Annotated in this window: 18 protein-coding genes; 9 read left to right on the top strand and 9 right to left on the bottom strand. The window is 72.4% G+C overall.

The genetic code is table 11. From position 1 onward, the window contains the following. Nucleotides 1-4: 4 nt before the first annotated feature. Nucleotides 5-2,080: a transketolase gene (gene tkt / locus ABTX60_RS10510; RefSeq protein WP_352096691.1), complete on the bottom strand. Its 2,076-nt coding sequence runs from the start codon at nt 2,078-2,080 to the stop codon at nt 5-7. 136 nt (nt 2,081-2,216) lie between these two features. On the opposite strand from tkt, the gene ABTX60_RS10505 reads away from it, so the two are divergent. Further along, a complete protein-coding gene (locus tag ABTX60_RS10505) occupies nt 2,217-3,128 on the top strand; it encodes a helix-turn-helix domain-containing protein (protein WP_352096690.1) in 912 nt (303 codons plus the stop codon). Nucleotides 3,129-3,179: 51 nt separating this feature from the next. On the opposite strand, the gene ABTX60_RS10500 is transcribed toward ABTX60_RS10505, so the two are convergent. Then, nucleotides 3,180-4,574, bottom strand: coding sequence for a glycoside hydrolase family 16 protein (locus ABTX60_RS10500; protein ID WP_352096689.1), 1,395 nt, complete (start codon nt 4,572-4,574; stop codon nt 3,180-3,182). 320 nt (nt 4,575-4,894) lie between these two features. Here ABTX60_RS10500 and ABTX60_RS10495 point away from each other — a divergent pair, with 320 nt between their 5' ends. The 4 genes from ABTX60_RS10495 to ABTX60_RS10480 all read left to right on the top strand — a co-directional run bounded on the left by ABTX60_RS10495 (nt 4,895) and on the right by ABTX60_RS10480 (nt 8,870). Further along, nucleotides 4,895-5,404: an SRPBCC family protein gene (locus ABTX60_RS10495; protein ID WP_352096688.1), complete on the top strand. Its 510-nt coding sequence runs from the start codon at nt 4,895-4,897 to the stop codon at nt 5,402-5,404. Continuing rightward, nucleotides 5,397-7,016 (top strand): phytoene desaturase family protein, encoded by a 1,620-nt coding sequence (locus ABTX60_RS10490; protein ID WP_352096687.1) that lies wholly within the window; start codon nt 5,397-5,399, stop codon nt 7,014-7,016. Before ABTX60_RS10495 ends, ABTX60_RS10490 begins: the two co-directional genes overlap by 8 nt. 48 nt (nt 7,017-7,064) lie before the next feature. Then, nucleotides 7,065-7,946 carry an SDR family oxidoreductase gene (locus tag ABTX60_RS10485; protein ID WP_352096686.1) on the top strand — a complete coding sequence of 294 codons (882 nt, stop codon included), beginning with the start codon at nt 7,065-7,067 and terminating at the stop codon, nt 7,944-7,946. A gap of 72 nt (nt 7,947-8,018) precedes the next feature. Continuing rightward, nucleotides 8,019-8,870: an oxygenase MpaB family protein gene (locus ABTX60_RS10480; RefSeq protein WP_352096685.1), complete on the top strand. Its 852-nt coding sequence runs from the start codon at nt 8,019-8,021 to the stop codon at nt 8,868-8,870. Nucleotides 8,871-9,073: 203 nt separating this feature from the next. On the opposite strand, the gene ABTX60_RS10475 is transcribed toward ABTX60_RS10480, so the two are convergent. The 4 genes from ABTX60_RS10475 to ABTX60_RS10460 form a co-directional block, all read right to left on the bottom strand. Next, the gene (locus tag ABTX60_RS10475; RefSeq protein WP_352096684.1) at nt 9,074-9,817 is read right to left on the bottom strand and encodes an IclR family transcriptional regulator; all 744 of its coding nucleotides are present in this window, start codon (nt 9,815-9,817) and stop codon (nt 9,074-9,076) included. Between the two features lie 175 nt (nt 9,818-9,992). Continuing rightward, a complete protein-coding gene (locus tag ABTX60_RS10470; protein WP_352096683.1) occupies nt 9,993-11,348 on the bottom strand; it encodes an alpha/beta hydrolase family protein in 1,356 nt (451 codons plus the stop codon). Then, complete coding sequence (locus tag ABTX60_RS10465; protein ID WP_352096682.1) at nt 11,345-12,691, bottom strand: MFS transporter; 1,347 nt, start codon at nt 12,689-12,691, stop codon at nt 11,345-11,347. The genes ABTX60_RS10470 and ABTX60_RS10465 overlap by 4 nt, the downstream gene beginning before the upstream one ends. A gap of 80 nt (nt 12,692-12,771) precedes the next feature. Next, nucleotides 12,772-13,293 (bottom strand): MarR family winged helix-turn-helix transcriptional regulator, encoded by a 522-nt coding sequence (locus ABTX60_RS10460; protein ID WP_352096681.1) that lies wholly within the window; start codon nt 13,291-13,293, stop codon nt 12,772-12,774. Between the two features lie 135 nt (nt 13,294-13,428). Here ABTX60_RS10460 and ABTX60_RS10455 point away from each other — a divergent pair, with 135 nt between their 5' ends. The 4 genes from ABTX60_RS10455 to ABTX60_RS10440 are packed head-to-tail and all read left to right on the top strand — an operon-like array spanning nt 13,429 to nt 17,210. Further along, nucleotides 13,429-14,346, top strand: a complete 918-nt coding sequence (locus ABTX60_RS10455) for an SDR family NAD(P)-dependent oxidoreductase (RefSeq protein WP_352096680.1) — start codon at nt 13,429-13,431, stop codon at nt 14,344-14,346. Between the two features lie 11 nt (nt 14,347-14,357). Next, the gene (locus tag ABTX60_RS10450) at nt 14,358-15,233 is read left to right on the top strand and encodes an amidohydrolase family protein (RefSeq protein ID WP_352096787.1); all 876 of its coding nucleotides are present in this window, start codon (nt 14,358-14,360) and stop codon (nt 15,231-15,233) included. 10 nt (nt 15,234-15,243) lie between these two features. Next, a complete protein-coding gene (locus ABTX60_RS10445) occupies nt 15,244-16,758 on the top strand; it encodes an acyl-CoA synthetase (protein WP_352096679.1) in 1,515 nt (504 codons plus the stop codon). Then, nucleotides 16,755-17,210 carry a MaoC family dehydratase gene (locus ABTX60_RS10440; RefSeq protein WP_352096678.1) on the top strand — a complete coding sequence of 152 codons (456 nt, stop codon included), beginning with the start codon at nt 16,755-16,757 and terminating at the stop codon, nt 17,208-17,210. Before ABTX60_RS10445 ends, ABTX60_RS10440 begins: the two co-directional genes overlap by 4 nt. On the opposite strand, the gene ABTX60_RS10435 is transcribed toward ABTX60_RS10440, so the two are convergent. The 3 genes from ABTX60_RS10435 to ABTX60_RS10425 are packed head-to-tail and all read right to left on the bottom strand — an operon-like array spanning nt 17,201 to nt 21,618. Beyond that, nucleotides 17,201-18,028, bottom strand: coding sequence for a PaaX family transcriptional regulator (locus tag ABTX60_RS10435; RefSeq protein WP_352096677.1), 828 nt, complete (start codon nt 18,026-18,028; stop codon nt 17,201-17,203). The two genes, ABTX60_RS10440 and ABTX60_RS10435, sit on opposite strands and share 10 nt — an antisense overlap. A 52-nt stretch (nt 18,029-18,080) precedes the next feature. Further along, nucleotides 18,081-19,763, bottom strand: coding sequence for a PHP domain-containing protein (locus tag ABTX60_RS10430; RefSeq protein ID WP_352096676.1), 1,683 nt, complete (start codon nt 19,761-19,763; stop codon nt 18,081-18,083). Between the two features lie 19 nt (nt 19,764-19,782). Beyond that, on the bottom strand, nt 19,783-21,618 hold the full coding sequence (locus ABTX60_RS10425) for a LamG-like jellyroll fold domain-containing protein (RefSeq protein WP_352096675.1): 1,836 nt from the start codon (nt 21,616-21,618) through the stop codon (nt 19,783-19,785). Between the last annotated feature and the right edge of the window lie 12 nt (nt 21,619-21,630).

Raw genomic sequence — 21,630 nt, 5'->3', positions numbered from 1 at the left:
CGGTTCAGCCACGGGCGGCGGTGAGGGATTCCCGCGCGGCGGCGACGACGTTCTCGGGGGTGAAGCCGTACTGGGCGAACAGGGTCTTCGCGTCGGCGGAGGCACCGAAGTGCTCCAGGGAGACGATGCGTCCGGCGTCCCCCACGAACCGGTACCAGGTCAGGCCGATCCCGGCCTCTACGGCGACCCGGGCCTTGACGGAGGGCGGCAGGACGCTGTCGCGGTAGGAACGCGGCTGCTCCTCGAACCACTCCACGGACGGCATCGACACCACGCGGGTGGGCACGCCGGCGGCCTCAAGGAGCTCGCGCGCACCGGCGGCGACGTGCACCTCGGAACCCGTGGCGATGAGGATCACCTGGGGCGTGCCGCCCTCCGCCTCGAACCGCACGTAGCCGCCGCGTGCCGCGGCCGGGTCCGGCTCGTAGGCGGGCACGCCCTGACGGGTGAGCGCGAGACCGTGCGGGGCCGGGGCGCTGCCGTGCCGCTTGAGGATCTCGGCCCAGACGACCGCGGTCTCGTTGGCGTCGGCCGGGCGCACGACGTTCAGGCCCGGGATCGCCCGCAGTGCGGCCAGGTGCTCCACCGGCTGGTGGGTCGGGCCGTCCTCGCCCAGGCCGATGGAGTCGTGCGTCCACACGTACGTCACCGGCAGCTGCATCAGGGCCGACATCCGCACGGCGTTGCGCATGTAGTCGGAGAACACCAGGAAGGTGCCGCCGTAGACGCGGGTGTTGCCGTGCAGGGCGATGCCGTTCATCTCCGCGGCCAAGGAGAACTCGCGGATGCCGAAGTGCACGGTGCGGCCGTAGGGGTCGGCCTCCGGCAGCGGATTGCCCTCGGGGAGGAACGAGCTGGTCTTGTCGATGGTGGTGTTGTTGGAGCCGGCGAGGTCGGCCGAGCCGCCCCACAGCTCGGGGACGACCGGGCCGAGGGCCTGCAGGACCTTGCCGGAGGCGGCACGGGTGGCGACGGCCTTGCCCGGCTCGAACACCGGCAGGGCGTCCTCCCAGCCCTCGGGCAGCTCGCCCTTGCTGACCCGGTCGAACGTGGCGGCCCGCTCCGGGTTCTCGGACCGCCAGGCGGCGATCCGCTTGTCCCAGGCGGTGTGCGCCTCGGCGCCCCGGTCGAGGGCCTTGCGGGTGTGGGCCAGTACGTCGTCGGCCACCTCGAACGACCGCTCAGGGTCGAAGCCGAGGAGGCGCTTGGTGGCGGCGACCTCGTCCTCGCCGAGAGCCGAGCCGTGGGAGGCCTCGGTGTTGCGCGCGTTCGGGGCGGGCCAGGCGATGATCGTGCGCATCGCGATGATGGAGGGGCGCTCCGTCTCGGCCCGAGCCGCACTCAGCGCCGCGTACAGCGCGTGCACGTCGACGTCGCCGTCCTCCCGCGGCTCGATCCGCTGCACGTGCCAGCCGTAGGCCTCGTAGCGCTTCAGCACGTCCTCGGAGAACGCGGTGGCGGTGTCGCCCTCGATGGAGATGTGGTTGTCGTCGTAGAGGAAGACCAGGTTGCCGAGCTTCTGGTGGCCGGCGAGCGAGGAGGCCTCGGCGGAGACGCCCTCCTGGAGGTCGCCGTCGGAGACGATCGCCCAGATCGTGTGGTCGAAGGGGGACTCGCCCGCGGGGGCCTCCGGGTCGAACAGGCCACGCTCGTAGCGCGCGGCCATCGCCATGCCGACGGCGTTCGCGACGCCCTGGCCCAGCGGGCCGGTGGTGGTCTCCACGCCGGCGGTGTGCCCGTACTCGGGGTGACCGGGCGTCTTGGAACCGTGCGTGCGGAACGCCTTCAGGTCGTCCAGCTCCAGCTCGTAGCCGGCGAGGTAGAGCTGTGTGTAGAGGGTCAGCGAGGTGTGGCCGGGGGAGAGGACGAAGCGGTCACGGCCGGTCCACTCGGGATCAGCGGGGTCGTGCCGCATCATCTTCTGAAAGATCGTGTAGGCGGCCGGCGCCAGACTCATCGCCGTGCCGGGGTGGCCGTTGCCGACCCGCTGCACGGCATCCGCCGCCAGCAGACGGGCGGTGTCGACCGCACGCCGGTCGAGTCCGGTCCATTCGAAGCTGTCCGCTGTCTGCGTGCTCATCTTCAAGAAGTCCTCGATCGGTGCGAAGGTGCTGGCCTGACGCGTTCAAAATTAAAAGTCTGACTTTTATGCCGGAAGGTCGCCGTGTGCCAGCCTGTGGTGAAAGTGGGACACCCACCGGCAGCAGGGCACGCACATGGGGCGGGACGAGGGGTACTTGGTGGACATTGTGGACAGAACCATCCAAGGCGGCGACGGAATCGATACGTTCCCCTTCCCGGTCGAGCTCAGCGTCGGCGGCGTCGGCATGCAGGTCGCCCCGATGGGCGACACCTGGCCGTCCGGCGTACCGCTGGAGCGCGTGCACCGCATCGACTTCCACATCGTCCTGCTGTTCGGCGCGGGCCCGGTCCGGCACATGGTCGACTTCACCGAGCACGAGGCCACGGCCGGGGACCTGCTGTGGATCCGCCCGGGGCAGGTCCACCGCTTCTCGCCCACCAGTGAGTACCGCGGAACCGTGCTGACCATGCAGCCCGGCTTCCTGCCCCGCTCGACCGTGGAGGCCACCGGCCTCTACCGCTACGACCTGCCGCCGCTGCTGCGCCCCGACGCGGCCCAACTCGCCGCCCTGCACGCCGCGCTGACGCAGCTGCGGCGCGAGTACGAGGACACGGCCACGCTCCCGCTGAGCCTGCACACCGCCGTCCTGCGCCACACGCTGACGGCGTTCCTGCTGCGGCTCGCCCACCTCGCGGCGAGTTCGCCCGAGGCGCGGCGGCAGCGGTCCGACTCGACGTTCACCCTCTTCCGGGACGCCGTGGAGCGGGACTTCGCCACCAACCACAGTGTCAGCGCCTACGCCGACGCGCTCGGCTACTCCCGCCGCACGCTGGTGCGTGCCGTGCGCGCCGCGACCGGGGAGACGCCCAAGGCCTTCATCGACAAGCGCGTGGTCCTTGAGGCCAAACGGCTCCTCGCCCACACCGATCTGCCGATCGGCCGGGTCGGCGTGGCGGTCGGCTTCCCCGACGCCGCGAACTTCTCCAAGTTTTTCCACCAGCACACGGACCAGACCCCGGCGGCGTTTCGCGCGGAGCTGCGCTGAGGACGGCGAAACGGGGCTCCGCGCACGCGCGAAGCCCCGTTTCAAGGCTCGTCAGTGCCCGAAGGTGAACCAATTGACGTTCACGAAGTTGGCCGGCTGACCGCTGGTGAAGGTCAGATACACGTCGTGCGTGCCCGTCACGGCGCTGATGTTGGCCGGGACGGTCCGCCACGACTGCCAGCCCCCGGTGCTGCCGACCGCGAAGCTCCCGACGGGTGCGTTGCTCCGGCTGTCCAGCCGCACCTCGACCAGTCCGCTGACGCCGCCGGCCGCTCCGCTCGCGACCCGGGCGCTGAACTGCCGGGCCGCCGCGGAGCCGAAGTTCACGCCCTTGAAGTGCAGCCAGTCGCCGCCCGCGAGCGCGCCGACGTTCTGCCCGCCGCCGGAGTCGGCCGTCGTCTCGGTGATCACGCCGGACTGGCCGTCGTAGGACTCCGCCTGGATGGTGCCGTAGGCGTCGCGGCCGCCGGTCGGGGGAGGCGTGGTGCCGCCGCCGGACGACAAAACCTGCACGTAGTCGACGACCATGGCGTGGCCGGGCTGCGTCCCGGCGTCCGGGCCACCGCCGAACGCGTCGGGGAAGCCGCCGCCCATCGCCACGTTCAGGATGACGAAGAAACCGTGGTCGGTGGCGTTCTTCCAGGTCGTCGCGTCGACCTGATCGGCGCGCACCGTGTGGTAGTTGACGCCGTCGAGGTAGAAGCGGATCTCCTCGACGCTCGTCGAGCGGTCCCACTCCATCCGGTACGTGTGGAAGCCGGCCTGGCAGGTCGTGCCCTGGCAGGTGGTCGAACCGCCGATACCGCTGGTCTCGTTGCAGGGCCCGCCCGGCGAGGTGCCGCAGTGCATCGTCGCGAACACCGTGTTCATGCCCTGGGTGTTCTCCATGATGTCCAGCTCGCCGACCGCCGGCCAGTTCCAGTAGTCGCCGCGGTACGGGCCGCCCAGCATCCAGAACGCCGGCCAGTAGCCCTTGGCGGCGGCACCGGTGACGTTCGGCACCTGGATGCGCGACTCGACGCGGAGCTTGCCGCCGGCCGGGGGCCGGAAGTCGGTGCGGTTGGTCTCGATCCGGCCGGAGGTCCAGTTGCCGGCGGCGTCCCGCCGGGGCGTGATGCGCAGGTTGCCGTTGCCGTCGAGCGAGACGTTGTCCGTGCTGTTCGTCATCGTCTCGATCTCGCCGGTGCCCCAGTTCGCGGGGCCGCCCGGGTAACCCTTGCCGGTCGCGTACTGCCAGTCGGAGGTGTTGACGCCGGAGCCGGCGGCGCCGTGGAAGTCGTCCACGAACAGCTGCGTCCAGCCCGAGGGGGGCGGGGGCGCGGAGGCGTTCGCGGACGGGGTGGCGACCGCGGAGGCGGTGGCCGCGAGCCCGAGGGTGGTGACCACGGCGACGAACGCCCGCCGCAGCGGACGCCGTCTGGGGGAGGTGCCGGTGGTGTCGCTCATGTGGGGATGCCTCTCGGATGGGAGACGGGTGAGAGCGCTCTCAAAGTGCCGTCAATGTGCTCCACGCCGCCTGGGGCGTCAAGAGGTAAAGCCGGGATTGGTGCGGACGCGGTGGATGAGTGCACAGCTTGAACACCCTCTGCCGAGGGGAATCGTGCGGGTGTGGCGTGGGAACGGCCCCGCGGTCAGGATGCAAGAGAGCGCTCTCAGAGTCTCTGCCTCACCTGTTTCGGTGCTCCGAAGCGCCACGCTGTTGAACAAGGGGTTCCGGGGCACTCGGGGGGTCGACGGACTACCGGTCGAGGCACCAGGAGGCATCCGTGGCCGTTCGCCATCACCTGATCCGAGTCGGCCCGGGCGCCGTGTGGGACGTCCTCGCCGACGGCCACCGCTACGCGGAGTGGGTGGTGGGAACCTCCGAATCCCATCCTGTGCGCGGGCAGTGGCCGCGCAAGGGCGCGGCGATCCGCTACGAGGTCCGGCTCGGCCCGATGCGGCTCACCAACGAGACCACCGTCCGCCACTGCGAGGAAGGCACCCGGCTGGAGCTGGAGGCCTACGCCGGTCCGTTCGGCACGGCCCGCATCGCGATCGAGCTGCGGCCCTGGGGCGAGCACTGCCTGGTGATCGTGGACGAGCACCCCCTGCGCGGCGCCGGCGGCCGGTTGCACAACATCGGATTCGAGGCGCTGATCCAGCTGCGCCACCGCGCGATGCTGGCCCGCCTCGCCAGGCTGTGCGAGGACGAGGCACACAACCCGGGCGGTGGCCGCCGCCCGCTGGGCCAGGTGACCGCGGGGCCCGGCGCGGGCGGAGCCCGCCATGCCTGACGCGGTGGTGATCGGCGCCGGCCCCAACGGCCTGGTCGCCGCCAACGTCCTCGCGGACGCCGGGTGGCACGTCGAGGTGTTGGAGGAGCAGCCCGAGCCGGGCGGCGCCGTGCGTCACGACCGGGGCGTCGACCCCGCGTTCGTCAACGACCTGTTCAGTTCCTTCTACCCCCTCGCCGCCGCCTCGCCGGTCCTGGCCCGGCTGCGTCTCGAGGAGCACGGACTGCGCTGGAGCCACGCGCCCAGCGTGCTGGCCCACCCCCTCACCGACGGCAGCTGTGCCGTTCTGGACCGCGACGCCGACACCACCGCCGCGTCCCTCGACGCCTTCGAGCCGGGCGACGGAGCCTCCTGGCAGCGGCTGCACGACGTCTGGCAGAGCGTGCGCCCCGACCTCCTGGACGCCCTGTTCACGCCGTTCCCGCCCGTCCGGGCCTCGGCGCGGCTCGCCTGGCGGCTGCGGGCCGCGGGCGGACTGCGCATGGCCCGCACCCTGGTGCTGCCGGTGCGCCGTCTGGGCGAGGAGGAGTTCCGCGGCCAGGGCGGGCGCCTGCTGCTCGCCGGCAACGCCCTGCACGCCGACCTCGCCCCCGAGTCGGCGGGCAGCGGCGGCTTCGGCTGGCTGATGACCATGCTGGGCCAGACCTACGGCTTCCCGGTCCCGGCCGGCGGCTCCGGCGCGCTCACCTCGGCCCTGGTGCACCGCCTGGAGACCCTGGGCGGCCGGGTGCGCTGCGGGCAGCGCGTGGAGCACGTCGTCGTCCGCGGCGGGCGGGCCGTCGGTGTGCGCACGGCGGCCGGTGACGCGGTGCGGGCCCGCCGTGCGGTGCTGGCGGACGTGTCGGTGCCCGCCCTGTACGGCGAGCTCCTCGACCCCGCGCACCTGCCCGCGCAGGTCCTCGACGACCTGCGGCGCTTCCAGTGGGACTTCGCCACGTTCAAGGTGGACTGGGCGCTCGACGGCCCGGTTCCCTGGCAGGCCGAGCAGGCCTCCCGGGCCGGCACCGTGCACCTGGCCGACGGCATGGACGAGCTGACCCGGTTCGCCGCGCAGATCGCCATGCGGGAGGTCCCGGACCGGCCGTTCGTGATCTTCGGCCAGATGACCACCTCCGACGCCTCCCGTTCCCCGCGGGGCACCGAATCGGCCTGGGCCTACACCCACATCCCCCACGAGATCCGCGCCGACGCCGCCGACGAGGGCATCACCGGCCGCTGGGGCACCAAGGACCAGGAGCTCATGGCCGACCGCGTCGAACGCCAGGTGGAACGCTTCGCGCCCGGGTTCCGCTCGCTGATCCGCGGCCGCCGCATCCTGGCGCCCCCGACCCTGGAGGCGCTCGACGGCAATCTCGCGGGCGGCGCCATCAACGGGGGCACCACCGCCATGCACCAGCAGCTCGTCTTCCGTCCCCTGCCGGGCGCCGGCCGCCCGGAGACGCCGGTGCCAGGCCTCTACCTCGCCTCCTCCGGCGCCCACCCGGGCGGCGGGGTGCACGGAGCGCCCGGAGCCAACGCGGCCCGCGCCGCTCTGCGCCGCAACCGGTCTCCCGGCCTGGCTCGCGCCCAGCGGCTCCTGGCCCGCCGCGACCGCACCGGAGCCAAGCGCTGACCCCTTCCCTCCGGGGGACGGACCCGGCGCCGCAAGGAAGGGCACCCCATGCGCAGCAGTCCGCTCGCCGAGCGCACGATCGTCGTCACCGGAGCCGCCCGCGGGGTGGGCGCTGCACTGGCCCGCGAGGTCGCCCGGCGCGGCGGCAGGGTGGCGCTCGTCGGCCACGAGAAGACCGCCCTGGACGCGGTGGCCGCTTCGCTGCCGGGCCCGGCCCTCGCCCTGGAAGCCGACGTCACCGACCTCTCCGCGCTGGAGGACGCGGCAGACACCGTGCGGGCCCGCCTCGGCCGTCCCTCGGCCGTGGTGGCGAACGCCGGCATCGCCGAGGGCGGTTCGCTGCTGGCCTCCGACCCGGCGGCCTGGCGCCGCGTGATCGACGTCAACCTCACCGGCAGCGCCCAGACCGCCCGGGCGTTCCTGCCGGACCTGCTCGGCTCGGCGGGCTACTTCCTCCAGGTCGCCTCCCTGGCGTCGATCGGCGCCGCCCCGCTGATGAGCGCCTACTGCGCCTCCAAGGCGGGGGTCGAGGCCTTCGCGCACTCCCTGCGGGCGGAGGTGGCGCACCGCGGGGTCGGGGTCGGCATCGCCTACCTCAACTGGACGGACACCGACATGATCCGCGACGCCGACCGGTACGCGGTGCTGCGAGAGCTGCGGCTGCACATGCCCCCGCCGGCCCGCCGCGTGTACCCCGTGGAGGTCGTGGCCGCACGCCTGGCCGGAGGCATGGAGCGACGGCGCACGGCCGTCTACGCACCGGGGTGGCTGCGGCTGGCCCAGCCGATACGGCCGGCCATGCCCCCCGTGGTCCTGCGCGTGGCGCGCCGCGCACTGCCCCGTCTGGAGGCCGCGGGCCCGGTCCGCTACACCGGGCCGCTGGGCGCCGGCGGCCTGGCCGACCGCACGGCGGCCGGTGAGCGGAACTGACAGGAGTTCTCCGGCCAGGCCCGGACGGGCGGTCATGCCGGACACTGGTCAGCAGGAGAAGGGAGGCCGAGCGTGCTGACCGGAGTCCGAGAACAGCTGGGTCAGGCCCTGTTCCGCCGCGTCGCGGGGCCGGGCGGGCCGGCGACCCGTGCCCGTATCCACCACACCCCCGGGCCGCGCTGGTTCGGGCCGGACCGGCCGATCCGCACGGTCCACGGTGACGCCTCGATGTTCATCGGCGGGCTGACCGCGCTGCTGCTGCAGTCGCTGCATCCCCTCGCGATGGCGGCCGTCGCCGGCCACTCCGGTTTCCGCGGCGACCCGTGGGGCCGGTTGCAGCGCACCAGCACTTTCCTGGCCGTCACGACGTACGGCACCGCCGCGGACGCCCAGCAGGCGGTCGACCACGTACGCGGCATCCACGAACGGATCCGCGGCACGACGGCCGAGGGCGTGCCGTACCACGCGGCCGATCCGCACCTGCTCGGCTGGGTGCACGCCGCCGAGACGGACAGCTTCCTGCGCGCGCACGAGCGCTACGGGGCCAGGCCGCTGGACGGCGCAGGCTACGACGCCTACGTCGCCGACACCGCGCGTGTCGCCGAGGCGCTGGGGGCGGTCGACCCGCCGCGGAGCCGTACCGAACTGGCCGAGTGCCTGACGGCCTACCGGCCCGAACTGCGGGCCACGCCCGAGGCCAGGGCGGCCGCCCGCTTCCTGCTGTTCCAGCCTCCCCTGCCCCTGGCCGTCCGGCCCTTCTACGGCGGGCTGGCCGCGAACGCCGTCACCCTGCTGCCGCCCTGGGCGCGCGGCATGCTGTGGCTGCCGCGGGTCCCGGTCGTCGAGGACCTCGCCGTGCGCCCCACGGGCCGGGTCCTGACCCGGACCATCCGCTGGGCCATGACCCCGGCCCGGGAAGCCTGACCCACGGGGCGTGCGGCGCCGTTCGAGCCCCGACACCGCTCAGGCTGTAATCCCAGCGTCTGCGGGGTCCCCGGCGCCGTTCAGGCTGTAATCCCAGCGTCTGCGGGGTCCCCGGTGCCGCTCAGGCTGTAGTCCCAGCGCCTGTGGGGTCCCCGGCGCCGCTCAGGGCTGCCACCCCAGCGCCCGCGGAATCCCGGCACCGCTCAGGGCTGCCACCCCAGCGCCCGCGAGATCCCCCGCGCCGCAACCCGCACGGCCGGGCCCAGGACCGGCACCTGGGCGTCGGCGTGGGGCACCACGATCGACACGGCGGCGGTCACCGTGCCATCGGCGCCGCGCACCGGCGCGGCCACCGACAGGGCGTCCTCCGTGACCTGACGGTCGCTCACCGCCACCCCCGACCTGCGCACCTCGGCGAGGACCCGCCGCAGCCGTTCCGGTTCGGTGATCGTGTACGGGGTGAAGGAGGCGAGTTCGCCCGCGCAGTACTCCGTGCGGAACACCGGGTCGCCGTGGGCCAGCAGGGCGAGGCCGACCCCGGTGGCGTGCAGCGGCCAGCGGGCGCCGACGCGGATGTGCACGCCCACCGCCGACCGCCCCGACAGCCACTCGATGTAGACGACGTCCCGGCCGTCCCGCACGGCCAGCTGCACGTTCTCGTGCGTGGCCTCGTACAGATCCTCCAGGTACGGCAGCGCGATCTGCCGCAGCGCGAGGCCGCGCGGGGCCAGCGCGGCCACCTCCCACAACCGCAGCCCGACGTGGTACACGCCGGACTCGTCCCGCTCCAGGGCGCCCCATTCGGTGAGCGCGCCCACCAGCCGGTGCGCGGTGGTCAGGCTCAGCCCGGCCCGCCGGCTGATGTCCGTCAGGCACAGCGCCGGATGCTCGTGGTCGAAGGCGGCGAGCACGGACAGCAGCCGGTCGGGCGCGGTGGGGGCGGTCATGGCCGGGCGTCTCCCGGGTGGGTCGGGGGTTTCTGATGGATCTCCGTGGAAGAAGGAGCGGCGTCCGGTGCGTGCGATCGGCGTGCGCCGTGGGCGGTCATGTGGCGGAGCCACCTGTCCGCCCACGGCGTGCGGCGAGCGTGCGTGCCGGACGCCGTGACGCCGCGGAGATCCATCAGAAACCCCCTAGATCGTAGGGGCGGGGGTAGGTGCTCGGACGGTACGGAAGGTAGCGGGGCTCGGTCGTCGGGTCCTCGGCCTTCGCCCGGGAGTTGAGGGCGCCCGGCGAGGTGTCCCAGCGGCCGGTGTCCAGGCGCTGCTCCAGGGTGTGCAGGGCGGCCAGTGTCTCGCCCGGGCCGAAGGTGCAGTGGCCCGGCGCGTCCACGTACGCCTGGCGGAGGAGCCCGGCGGCGCCCGACGCGGTGGCGGCCCGCCGGTAGGCGCTCTCCGACTGCACCGGGATCAGGGCGTCACCGGTGGTGTGGATGTTCAGCTGGGGGTCGCTGAGGCGGCCGGAGAGCACGCTGGTGTTCCGCATCCACCGCACCGCCGACGGGTCGGCGGAGACCCGCGGTGCCCGGCCCAGGGCCGAGAGGTCCGTGCGCAAGGACAGTCCCGCCTCCTTGTAGAGCTCCGTCACCTCTTTGTACAGCGGGGACCGTGCGAGCATCGAGGAGTAGTCGACGCCCGTGTTCCAGGACGGGTTGCCGCCCGCCCGGCTCTCGGCCTCCTGCCGCCAGCCGAACGCGGGCAGCTGGAGCAGACCCCGTACGGCGGCGTACTGGTTGGACTGCGCGGTCTTCCAGTCGCCGGGGCCCGGTTCGGTCTGCGAGGCGTCGTTGTGGCCGGGGATGTTGTGCAGGGCGGCGGCCAGGGCGATCCGGGCCCGCCCCCCGGGCGTCTGCTGGGCCGCGTCGACCTTCGAGGTGAGCGCCTTGCCGGCGGCGACCGCCTCGGCCTGGTCGGCGAACCCCGCGAGCCGCACACCGGAGTCCGGGGCGAGCAGGGTGCGCAGCGCGAACACCGGGTCCAGGGTGCTGTTCCAGTTGGCGACTCCGCCCTGCACCAGCCCGCACATCGACAGCGAGCCGTCGAACCGGCCGCCGTGCCGCTCGGCGAGCATGCTGGTGACGAAGCCGCCGTACGAGGTGCCCCAGGCGAGCGTCCGCCGGGCCGTGCCGAACTTCTGGGTGAAGAGGTCCAGCGTGGCGAGCTGGTCGGGCACCGCCTCGGCGATCGCCCAGCCGTTTGTCGCGTACGAGGAGCCGATCAGGGCGTAACCCTGGGCCAGCAGTGTGTCGCGGGCGGCGGAACCGGGGGCGTTCTGGGCCGGGTTGGGGGCTCCGGCCGGGGTGTAGCCGTGGCTGTAGAGCAGGACCCTGCCGTTCCAGGACGCGGGGATGTCCATCACGTACGCGGCGCCGGAGGAGAGCCTGCCCTCCAGGTGGGAGCCGGTGGGGGCGGCCTGCGCCGGCAGGGCGGTCGCGCCCAGGGACAGGCAGGCGGTCAGCAGGGCGAGGCGGATCCTCAACGCGGGGTTCCTTCCAGGGCGGGGGCGGCGGTGGGGGAGTCCAGGGCGTCCGTGTGCGTCTCGCGCAGCCGCCACACGGTGACCGCGGTGACGGCCGCGCCGGCGCACAGCAGCAGCGACACCGGGGTGCTGCCGCCGCCGAAGGAGGCCAGCAGACCGCCCGCGATCAGCGGGGAGAACCCGGCGCCGATCAGGGTCGCCCCCTGGTAGCCGAGGGAGGCGCCGGTGTAGCGGACGCGGGTGCCGAACATCTCGGTGAGCAGGGCGCCCAGAGGGCCGTACATCGTCGACTGGGCGACCCCGTGGCCCACGGCCAGCGCGAGGATCAGCAGGCCGGGCGAGCCGGAGTCGACCAGGGCCAGCACCGGGAAGGCGAGCGCGGCCGAGCCGACCGCTCCGGCGAGCACGACGGGCCTGCGCCCGACCCGATCCGACAGGGCGGAGGCGGCGGGCAGGACGACGAGGGCCACACAGGAGGCGACGGTCACCGCGGTCAGCACCTGCGGGCGGGTGTACCCCTCGTCGACGGCGTAGGAGATCATGAAGCTGGTCAGCAGCGACTGGGCGGTGAACGCGCCGATGCCGACACAGGCGGCCAGCAGCACGGGCTTCGGGCGGCGCAGCACCTCCACGATCGGGGGCCGGTCCACCGGCTCCCTCTTGGCCTGCGCGAACAGCGGGCTCTCGGTGACCTTCAGACGCACGAACAGGCCGACGCCCAGCAGCACGATGCTCAGCAGGAACGGCACGCGCCAGCCCCAGGAGCGGAAGTCGTCGTCCGGCAGGGTGGCGACCAGCGTGACCACACCGGCCGACAGCACGGATCCGAGCGGGGCGCCGAGCTGGGTGAAACTGGACCACAGGCCGCGCCGGGCACCTCGGGCGTGCTCGGCGTGTTCGACGACCATCAGCATCGCGCCGCCCCACTCGCCGCCGATCGCGATGCCCTGCACCACGCGCAGGGCGACCAGCAGCACCGGCGCCCAGACGCCGATGGTGTCGTACGTCGGCAGCAGGCCGATGAGGAAGCTGCCGGACCCCATCAGGACCATGGTCAGCAGCATCATCGACTTGCGGCCGATCCGGTCGCCGAAGTGCCCGAAGACGATGCCGCCGAGCGGCCGTGCGAGATAGCCCGCGGCGAAGGTGCCGAACGCCGCGACGGTGCCGACGGCCGGGTCGGCCCGCGGGAAGAACAGTTCGCCGAAGACGAGCGCGGCGACGGTGCCGTAGACGAGGAAGTCGTAGAACTCGACGGTCGTGCCGAGCAGGCCGGACACGGCGACCCGGCGCAACTGCCGGGAATCGGGGGAGGGTTGGGGGGTGGACGGAGTTGGCTGCACGGTGGGCTCCCTGGGGACGGGGCGCGGTTGGTCCGTGAAGTTATGCATCCATCGTGCAGCCGTCAATCATTTGCACAACATCAGTTCAGGCCGTCCTCCGCGATCCGCAGCAGCAACGCGTGCAGCGTCTCCCGCTCGGCCGGGTCCAGCGGCCCGAGCAGTTCACCGGTCACGCGCAGGCCGTCCTCGTCGGTGTCGCGGAGGAAGTCGCGGCCGCTCTCGGACAGCACGACGATCCGGCTGCGCCGGTCGTCGGGGGAGGGGCGGCGCTCGGCCAGGCCCAGCTTCTCCAGGTCGTCCACCAGGCCGACGATCGCGCTCGGGTCGTAGCCGAGCCGCGCGCTGAGTTCACGCTGCAGGGCGCCCTCGGTGGTGGCGAGGAAGCGCAGCACGGCGTAGTGGCGCAGGCGGACACCGGACTCCTGGAGGCAGGCGTTGAAGAGCTGCCCCGAGCGCAGGCCCAGGCGGTACAGCAGGTAGCCGGTGTCGGCGTGCAGTCCGCGCATCCACGGCTCGTGGGCGTCGATGGGCTTCGGGGTGACGTTCTGGCGTGCGATGGCGGGCTCCTCGGGCTCGGTCCTGCGTCCTGGCGATTCCAGCATCCCGCACCCATGGGTCGGCAACAACTATTGACGACAACAATTATTGCTCTTAGCTTCGATCTCGCAGTCGAACCCGTGCGACGCGGTGTGCAAGCCGTACGAAGCGCAGTCGAACCCGTGTGAAGGGACCCACCCGTGCCCAGCATCGATCTCTCCGGCAAGGTCGCCGTCGTCACCGGCAGCGGCCGCGGCCTCGGCCTCGCCTATGCCCATGCCCTGGCCGCCCGCGGCGCGTCCGTGGTCGTCAACGACGTCGACGAGGCGGTGGCCGAGGCGGCCGTGAAGTCCATCGCGGAAGCGGGCGGCAAGGCCGTCGCCGAAGTCGTCCCGGTGGGCACCTCCGAGGCTGCCGAGCGGCTGGTGAACCGCGCGGTCGAGGAGTTCGGCCGGCTCGACATCCTCGTCACCAACGCGGGCATCCTGCGCGACAAGGTGCTGTGGAAGATGACCGACGAGGACTTCGACGCCGTGATCACCACCCACCTCAAGGGCACCTTCACCTGCGCCCGCGCCGCCGCCGTGCGGATGCGAGAGCAGGGCGAGGGCGGCTCGCTGATCCTGGTCGGCTCCCCGGCCGGGCAGCGCGGCAACTTCGGCCAGACGAACTATGCCGCCGCCAAGGCCGGAATCGCCGCCTTCGCCCGCACCTGGGCCATGGAGCTGGGCCGGGCGAACATCACCGTCAACGCGATCGTGCCCGTCGCCGCCACCGCGATGACCGAGACGATCCCCGCCTTCGCCCCGTACATCGAGGCCATGAGGAACGGCGAGCCGCTGCCGGACTTCCTCCGCAAGGGCGAGGGCTTCGGCACCCCCGAGGACTGCGCCGCCCTCGTCCCCTTCCTCGCCTCCGAGGCCGCCCGGGGCATCACCGGCCAGGCCATCGGCATCGGCGGCGACAAGGTGGCACTCTGGTCCCATCCGCAGGAGATCAAGGCGGCGTACGCCGACGGCGGCTGGACCCCGGACACCCTGGCCGACGCCTTCCCCACGTCGGTCGGGGCCGAACTCCAGACGGTCGGCATCCCGGCGCCGAAGTTCCCGGAGGCGTGATGGACCGCTCGATGAACGTCGACGACCTGGTCGCGATCGACGTCCACACCCACGCGGAGGTGTCCTCCAAGGGCCACTCCTCCCTGGACGACGACCTGCACGACGCCTCCTCCGCCTACTTCAAGGTCGAGGGCAAGCGGAAGCCGACGCTGGAGGAGACCGCCGCGTACTACCGGGAGCGGAAGATGGCCGCCGTGATCTTCACGGTCGACGCCGAGTCCGCGACCGGCACCGCGCCCGTCCCGAACGAGGAGGTCGCCGAGGCGGCCGCCGCGAACTCCGACGTCCTGATCCCCTTCGCCTCCATCGATCCCTTCCGGGGAAAGGCGGGCGTCAAGCAGGCCCGCCGGCTGGTCGAGGAGTACGGGGTGAAGGGCTTCAAGTTCCACCCCAGCATCCAGGGCTTCTTCCCCAACGACCGGGCGGTGGCGTACGACCTGTACGAGGTGATCGAGGAGACCGGCGCGATCGCCCTCTTCCACACCGGCCAGACGGGCATCGGCGCCGGAGTCCCGGGCGGGGGCGGCATCCGGCTGAAGTACTCCAACCCGCTGCACGTGGACGACGTGGCGGCCGACTTCCCGCACCTGAAGATCATCCTGGCGCACCCGTCCTTCCCCTGGCAGGACGAGGCCCTCGCGGTCGCCACGCACAAGCCGGGCGTGCACATCGACCTGTCCGGCTGGTCGCCCAAGTACTTCCCGCCGCAGCTCGTGCAGTACGCGAACACCCTGCTGAAGGACAAGGTGCTCTTCGGCTCCGACTTCCCCGTCCTCACCCCCGACCGCTGGCTCGCCGACTTCGACAAGCTGACGATCAAGGACGAGGTCCGGCCGAAGATCCTCAAGGAGAACGCCGCCCGCCTGCTCGGGCTGACGAAGCCGTAAGGGGCCGTAGATGCGCAACGAGGGACTGGGGTCGTGGCCCGCACGCCGGGCCCGCAAGACCCCGCACCGCACGGCCCTGATCCACCACGGGTCCGCCACCGACTACGGCACTCTCCACGCCCGCACCACCCGCCTGGCCCACGCCCTGCGCGCCCGGGGTGTGCGCCGCGGCGACCGCATCGCCTACCTCGGCCCGAACCATCCCTCCTACCTGGAGACCCTGTTCGCGGCCGGCACGCTCGGCGCGGTCTTCGTCCCGCTCAACATCCGCCTCGCCGGACCGGAGATCGCCTACCAGCTGGCCGACTCCGGCGCGCGGGCCCTCGTCTACGGCCCGTCCCACGCGGGTCTCGTCGCGGGCCTGCCCGGCAGCACGGACGTACGCCTCTACCTGGAGGTCGGCGACGAGTACGAGGCGGCCGTCGCCGAGGCGTCCGAGGAGCCGGTCGACGAACCGGTCGGTGCCGACGACACCTGCATCATCATGTACACCTCGGGCACGACCGGCCGTCCCAAGGGCGCCATGCTCACCCACGGCAACCTCACCTGGAACGCGGTCAACGTCCTCGTCGACACCGACCTGATCGCCGACGAACGGGCCCTGGTCTCCGCCCCGCTGTTCCACACGGCGGGACTGAACATGCTGACGCTGCCGGTCCTGCTGAAGGGCGGCACCTGCGTCCTGGTCGAGGCCTTCGACCCGGACGCCACCTTCGACCTCGTCGAACGCCACCGGATCACCTTCATGTTCGGCGTGCCCACGATGTTCGACCAGATGGCCCGCCACTCGCGCTGGCCCGACGCGGACCTGTCCTCGCTGCGCATCCTCACCTGCGGCGGCTCCCCGGTCCCCACCCCGCTGATCGCCGCCTACCAGGAGCGCGGCCTGACCTTCCTCCAGGGCTACGGCATGACGGAGGCCGCCCCCGGCACGCTGTTCCTGGACGCCGAGCACGCCGTGAGCAAGGCGGGATCGGCGGGTGTGCCGCACTTCTTCAGCGACGTCCGCGTCGTCCGGCCGGACCTGGCGCCGGCCGAGGTCGGCGAGGTCGGCGAGGTCGTGGTGCGCGGCCCGCACGTCATGCCCGGCTACTGGGGGCTGCCCGAGGAGACCGCCGCCTCCTTCGCGGACGGCTGGTTCCGCAGCGGCGACGCGGCACACGTCGACGAGGACGGCTACGTCCACATCGTCGACCGCATCAAGGACATGATCATCTCGGGCGGCGAGAACGTCTACCCGGCCGAGATCGAGGACCGGCTCCTCGCCCATCCGGACATCGCCGAGTGCGCGGTGATCGGAGTGCCGGACGACAAGTGGGGCGAGGTGCCGCGCGCGGTCGTCGTGCCACGCGAGGGCGCCTCCCTCGACCCCGACGAGGTACTCGCGTCGCTCGCGGGCCGCCTCGCCAAGTACAAGATCCCCAAGTCGGTGGTCCTCGCGGACGAACTCCCGCGCACCGCCTCCGGGAAACTCCTCAAGTCCCGTGTCCGTACGCGCTACGGCCAGAGTGAAGGATCCGCATGAGCATCACCGTCAACGGTCTCGACGAACTCAAGAAGCTCGCCGGCGGCGACCTCGGCACCAGCGAGTGGATCGAGGTGACGCAGGAGCGCATCGACACCTTCGCCGACGCCACGGGCGACCACCAGTGGATCCACGTGGACCCCGAACGCGCCAAGGACGGCCCCTTCGGCGCACCCATCGCGCACGGCTACCTCACGCTGTCCCTCTTCATCCCCCTGTTCACCGAGCTGCTGGACGTCCAGGGAGTGACGACGAAGGTCAACTACGGCCTCAACAAGGTGCGTTTCCCCTCACCGGTCAAGGCCGGCTCCCGCATCCGCCTGGCGGCGAGGCTCGCCGAGGTCGAGGAGGTGCCGGGCGGCGTGCAGATCACCGTCGAGGGCGCCATCGAGATCGAGGGCGGCACCAAGCCCGCCGCGGTGCTGCAGAGCCTGTCGCGGTTCTACGCCTGAGTCCGCGCGGGCACCAGGTCCAGAAGGCGTTCCGAGGCGTCGCGGACGAGCGGTGAGAGCCGCTCGTGCACGGTCCGGAACGTCTTCTCGGCCTGTTCGGCCGGCCAGTCGTCCGGCAGATGCCCGACGGGCAGCCGTGGGTCGCGCCGGACGATCTGCAACCACTCCGTCTGGAGCCGCAGCCGCAGCACGAGGGCGTCGTCGGCGTCCGGCAGGTCGTCCTCCCACGCCTGCCAGCGCCGTACGAATCCCGCGTAATGTCCGGCCAGGTCGGACAGTTCCCACGTCTCCTCGATCATCCGGCCGATGTCCGTGCCGGTGTCCGCGTGTGCCCGGAAGACCTTCACATGCGCGGACAGGCCCAGCTCGGCGACCAGCGCCGACACGTCGACCTCGCCGGGGGCGATCCACAGGCCGTTGAAGAGCGGACCGAAGCCGCTCCAGGTCAGCCGGGAGCGCAGGTCGTGCCGCTGGCGCTGCCAGGACTCCGGCAGGGAGAAACCGAGCAGCGTCCAGGTGCCGTCCCACCGGCGGTTGACGGCACCCGTGCGCCAGATCCGCTCCTCGCCGTCGCGCAGCACCGCCTCCGATCGCTCGGTCAGCCCGAAGTACATCCGGCGCCCCTCGCGCTGCCGGCGCAGCAGATCACGGCCCGCCATACGGCTCAGCGTGGAGCGCGTCGCCTGCTCGCCGATCCCGGCCCGGGCGAACACGTCGATCACACTGCCCGAGTACACGCACACGTCACGGCCGAGCACCTGGTCGCCCAGGAACGTCAGCATCAGGGACTGGGGCCGCAGCGGCTCTTCACCGGTCACGCGGCCCACCGTACCTCCGCTCCATCCGTCGGTGACCTGCTGGTACGCCGGGTCAGGAGCCTTCGACGTCCACGAACACCGGGTTCGAGTAGAACCAGGTGTCCGCCCACGGATCACCGTCCCCGGGCGCGTGCGGGACGGGCCCGTGCGGGTCGACCGAGGCGCCGAGGTAGCCGGCGCCGTTGCGGTTGCCGTCGCTGCCGCGCAGCCGGACGTAGAAGGACTCCTCGCCCGCGGTCAGCGGGATGCGCAGGGTGTAGGTGCCCTCGCGCCCGGAGACGTCCTCGGTCCGCACGACCCGTGTGTCCGGGGCCTTCCAGACGTCGCGGTCGGCGACCGGCCCGCGCACCGCGCCGCGGATGACGTCCACATGTGCCAACTCGGGCAGGATCCCCTGCGGGTTGGGCCGGGAGGCGGTCGTCACCGTGACGTTCAGAGTGAGTTTCTCGCCCTTGCGGATTCGCAGCCGGCCGCCCAGCGTCACGCCCCGGCCCCGGTCGCAGTCCCGGGTCAGGCGGACGTCGAGCCCGTCGAGCAGATGCCCGTGGTCCAGCCAGACACGGCCCGCGCGCATCCCCGACATCACCGCGCGGTAGCCGTAGCGGGTCACGCCCACGTGCGTACGGCTGAACTGGCCGGGCCAGAAGTCGCTGCCCGGTTGCGGGGTGCCGGTGTTCACCGGGTCGGGCAGCTTCCCGGTGTTGTCGAAGGTCTGCCCGGGCTGCCAGTCGCCGTTCCTCCAGGTGTCGAAGACGATCCGGTGGGCGTCGGAGTTGGTGGTGACCGAGAACAGCCGGCCCTCGGCGAGCATCGCGTCCCACAGACCGCCGACGGTCGCGGTCGCCCAGTCGAAACCGCCGTAGGTGAGGTAGGCGTCCGCCGGATAGCCGGGCCAGGACTGCGCGGACGGCTTGTTCTCGTACTCGCCGCGGATCGACGTGGCGCCCCGCCAGCCGGGGATCGCCGCGCCCTGGGCGCCGGGCGCGCCCTCCATGCCGATCACGATCCCGGGCGCGGCGTCCCGCCAGTTGCGCAGCTCGTGCGGGGAGTCGATGCCGAGGCGCATGGGATGGTTGGCCAGCACCAGCACGTCGTCGACGTAGCCCGAACGGCGCTGCTCCGCCAGCCACTTGAGGCCCTTGAGGGCATGCGCCTCGTTGCGGGCGGTGTCCGCGTCGGCGGGGCCGCCCTTGTCATAGGCGAGGAGCTTGCCGTCGTAGGCGCTCTCGAAGCGGGTCAGCACGTCGACCTCGTGCGGGCCGGGCGCGGTGAACACCGTGCAGTGCTCGGCGGCCGGGATGTACCACTCCAGGCCCTGGAAGATCAGCTGCCGCGGGTTCTCCGCCCGCGCCTTGAGGATCTCCCGGTGCTCCATCGCGGCCCCGAAGTCGGCGTGCCCGAAGTTGGAGTGCTCGGTGAACACCATCCAGTCCAGGCCGTATGCGGCGCCCTTCGCGGCCAGCTGGGAGAAGGTGTACTTGGCGTCGTGGCTGTAGACGGAGTGGATGTGGTGGTCGCCGACGAGGTAGGCGAGGCGCGGGTCCTCACCGCCCAGTGGCCCCCCGTGACCGGCGGCGAAGGCCGGGGTCCGGCCGGTCGCCGCCGAGCCGAGGGCGAACGCGGCGCCGAACAGGCCGGCGCGCCGCAGCAGTCCGCGGCGGGACACGCCCTGCGGGTCGAGGGCGGCGGGGGAGACGGACGGATCGGCCCAGGCGGGCAGCTGCTGCTCGGTCATGATCGTGGGCCCTTCGGGATCAGTGGTTCATGAAGGAGGTGACGGGCAGCGCCCGGGCGACGATCCGCACGTCGCCGAGCCGGCCGTGGAGGATCTGGTCGATCTTCCCGGCGTACTCGTAGCCGCCCAGCAGCCACGGGAGACCGACGGAGGTGATGCCGACGGAGGACGCCTTGGGGTTGCGGACCACCGGGCAGCCCTCGACGTACAGCGTGGTGTGCCTGCCGTCGTTGACGACCGCCAGGTGCCACCAGGTCTCCAGCGGTGTCTCCTGGCCCCAGTTGGTGGCGATGCCCTGCTGGTCGAGCGGGCGCATCGCCCACTGCGGCTCACGGTCGTTGGACAGCGACAGCGTGGCCAGCGGCTCGTCCGGGTCGTCGGCGGTCTTCCCGGCGGCGCCGCCCGTGCCCGTGCGGGAGACCAGGCCCGACCAGGCGTTGTGGTCCGGGTCCCAGTCGGCGGGCAGCCGGTAGAACGCCTCGATGGTGTAACCGTCCCCGAAGGTGGCCTTGTTCAGCGGGGCGCCGTCGACCGTGCGCAGGTAGGCGCCCTTCAGCGGGGACTTGAAACCCTGGAACTCCAGGCTGCCGTGGCCCGGCTGGTCGGGGTGGTGGTCGGCCGACCAGCCCAGCGTGCCGCCGCCCACCGTGACGAGGGAGAGGTCGTTGCCCCGGCCGGACAGGTCGCGGACCGTCCCGGCCGTGCCGTCGACGGGCTTCTCGAAACGCCAGTACGCCACCGTGCCCGGCAGCAGCATCTTCGAGGCGGGCCGGGCCGGACGGGCGGGCACGGGCGCGAAACCGGAGAAGCGCTCCTCGAAGTCGATCTCGACGGAGAACCGGTCGGCGTCGCCGCTCAGCTCCATCTCCTGCCGCTCCAGCTCGTTGAGCCCCTTCGCGGCCCTGCCCAGGATCCACGGCGAGAGCGTCTGCACGTCGATGACCCCGCGGTCCAGGTCGAACCGGTAGAGACGGATCATCGCAGCGCCGCCGAAGTAGCGGTTCTGATAGTTCGTCAGATGCAGATGGACGTCGTGCCCGGCGGCGTTCTTCCGCGTAGCGCGCCCGGCGGGCCAGTAGTGCCCGCCGAGGGCGAGGAAGATCTGGTCGTGGTCCTGGATCAGCTGGTCCCACAGCTGCTGCCCGTAGTCCGACAACGTGTCGTCCTCGACGACCAGTTCGTGGGTGGTGAGGATCACCGGTGTCCTCGGGTGCTTCGCCAGGACGTCCTTCGCCCAGGCGTAACCCTGCGGCGACAGCCGCCAGTCCAGCGCGAGCACCAGCCACTCCCGGCCGCCCGCCTCGAACCGGTGGCAGGTGTTGTAGCCGTCCGGGGAGGCGCCGCCGAACGTCGGCTTCCCCTCGAACCGCTGCGGCCCGAAGGCCTCCAGATACGGGGTCGCGCCGCGCTGGTCGGTCGTCGACGACTTCACGTCGTGGTTGCCGGCCAGGACGCTGTAGCCGACACCCTGGCGGTCCAGTACCCGGAACGCCTCGCCGATGGCGGCGAACTCCTCCTTCGCGCCGTTCTGCGTGAGGTCGCCGAGGTGGGAGAGGAAGACGAGGTTCTCCTCCCCGCCGTGCTCCAGCAGATACCGCAGCGACGCCTCCACCGGAGCCTTGTCGATGCTCGGACCGTCGAAGAGGTACTGCGTGTCCGGCATCACCGCGAGCGTGAAGCGGCGGCTGCGCGGATCGGGACGCCGGCGCGCGGGCGCCGCCTGCGCGGTGACGGCCGGCAGTGCGGTCACCGCGGCGGCCGTCGCGCCGAGCAGCGCGGTGGCGCGGAGGAAACCGCGTCTTCCGGCACCGGCCTGGGGCGCTTCGCCCCGGTCGTGGTCATGCGAAACGCACATGGGTGCTCCATG

It is taken from the genome of Streptomyces sp. NPDC126510 (assembly GCF_040302345.1).
Lineage (GTDB): Bacteria > Actinomycetota > Actinomycetes > Streptomycetales > Streptomycetaceae > Streptomyces.
The sequence above is the reverse complement of the archived record's forward strand: the minus strand, read 5'-3'. Positions and strand labels throughout refer to the sequence as shown.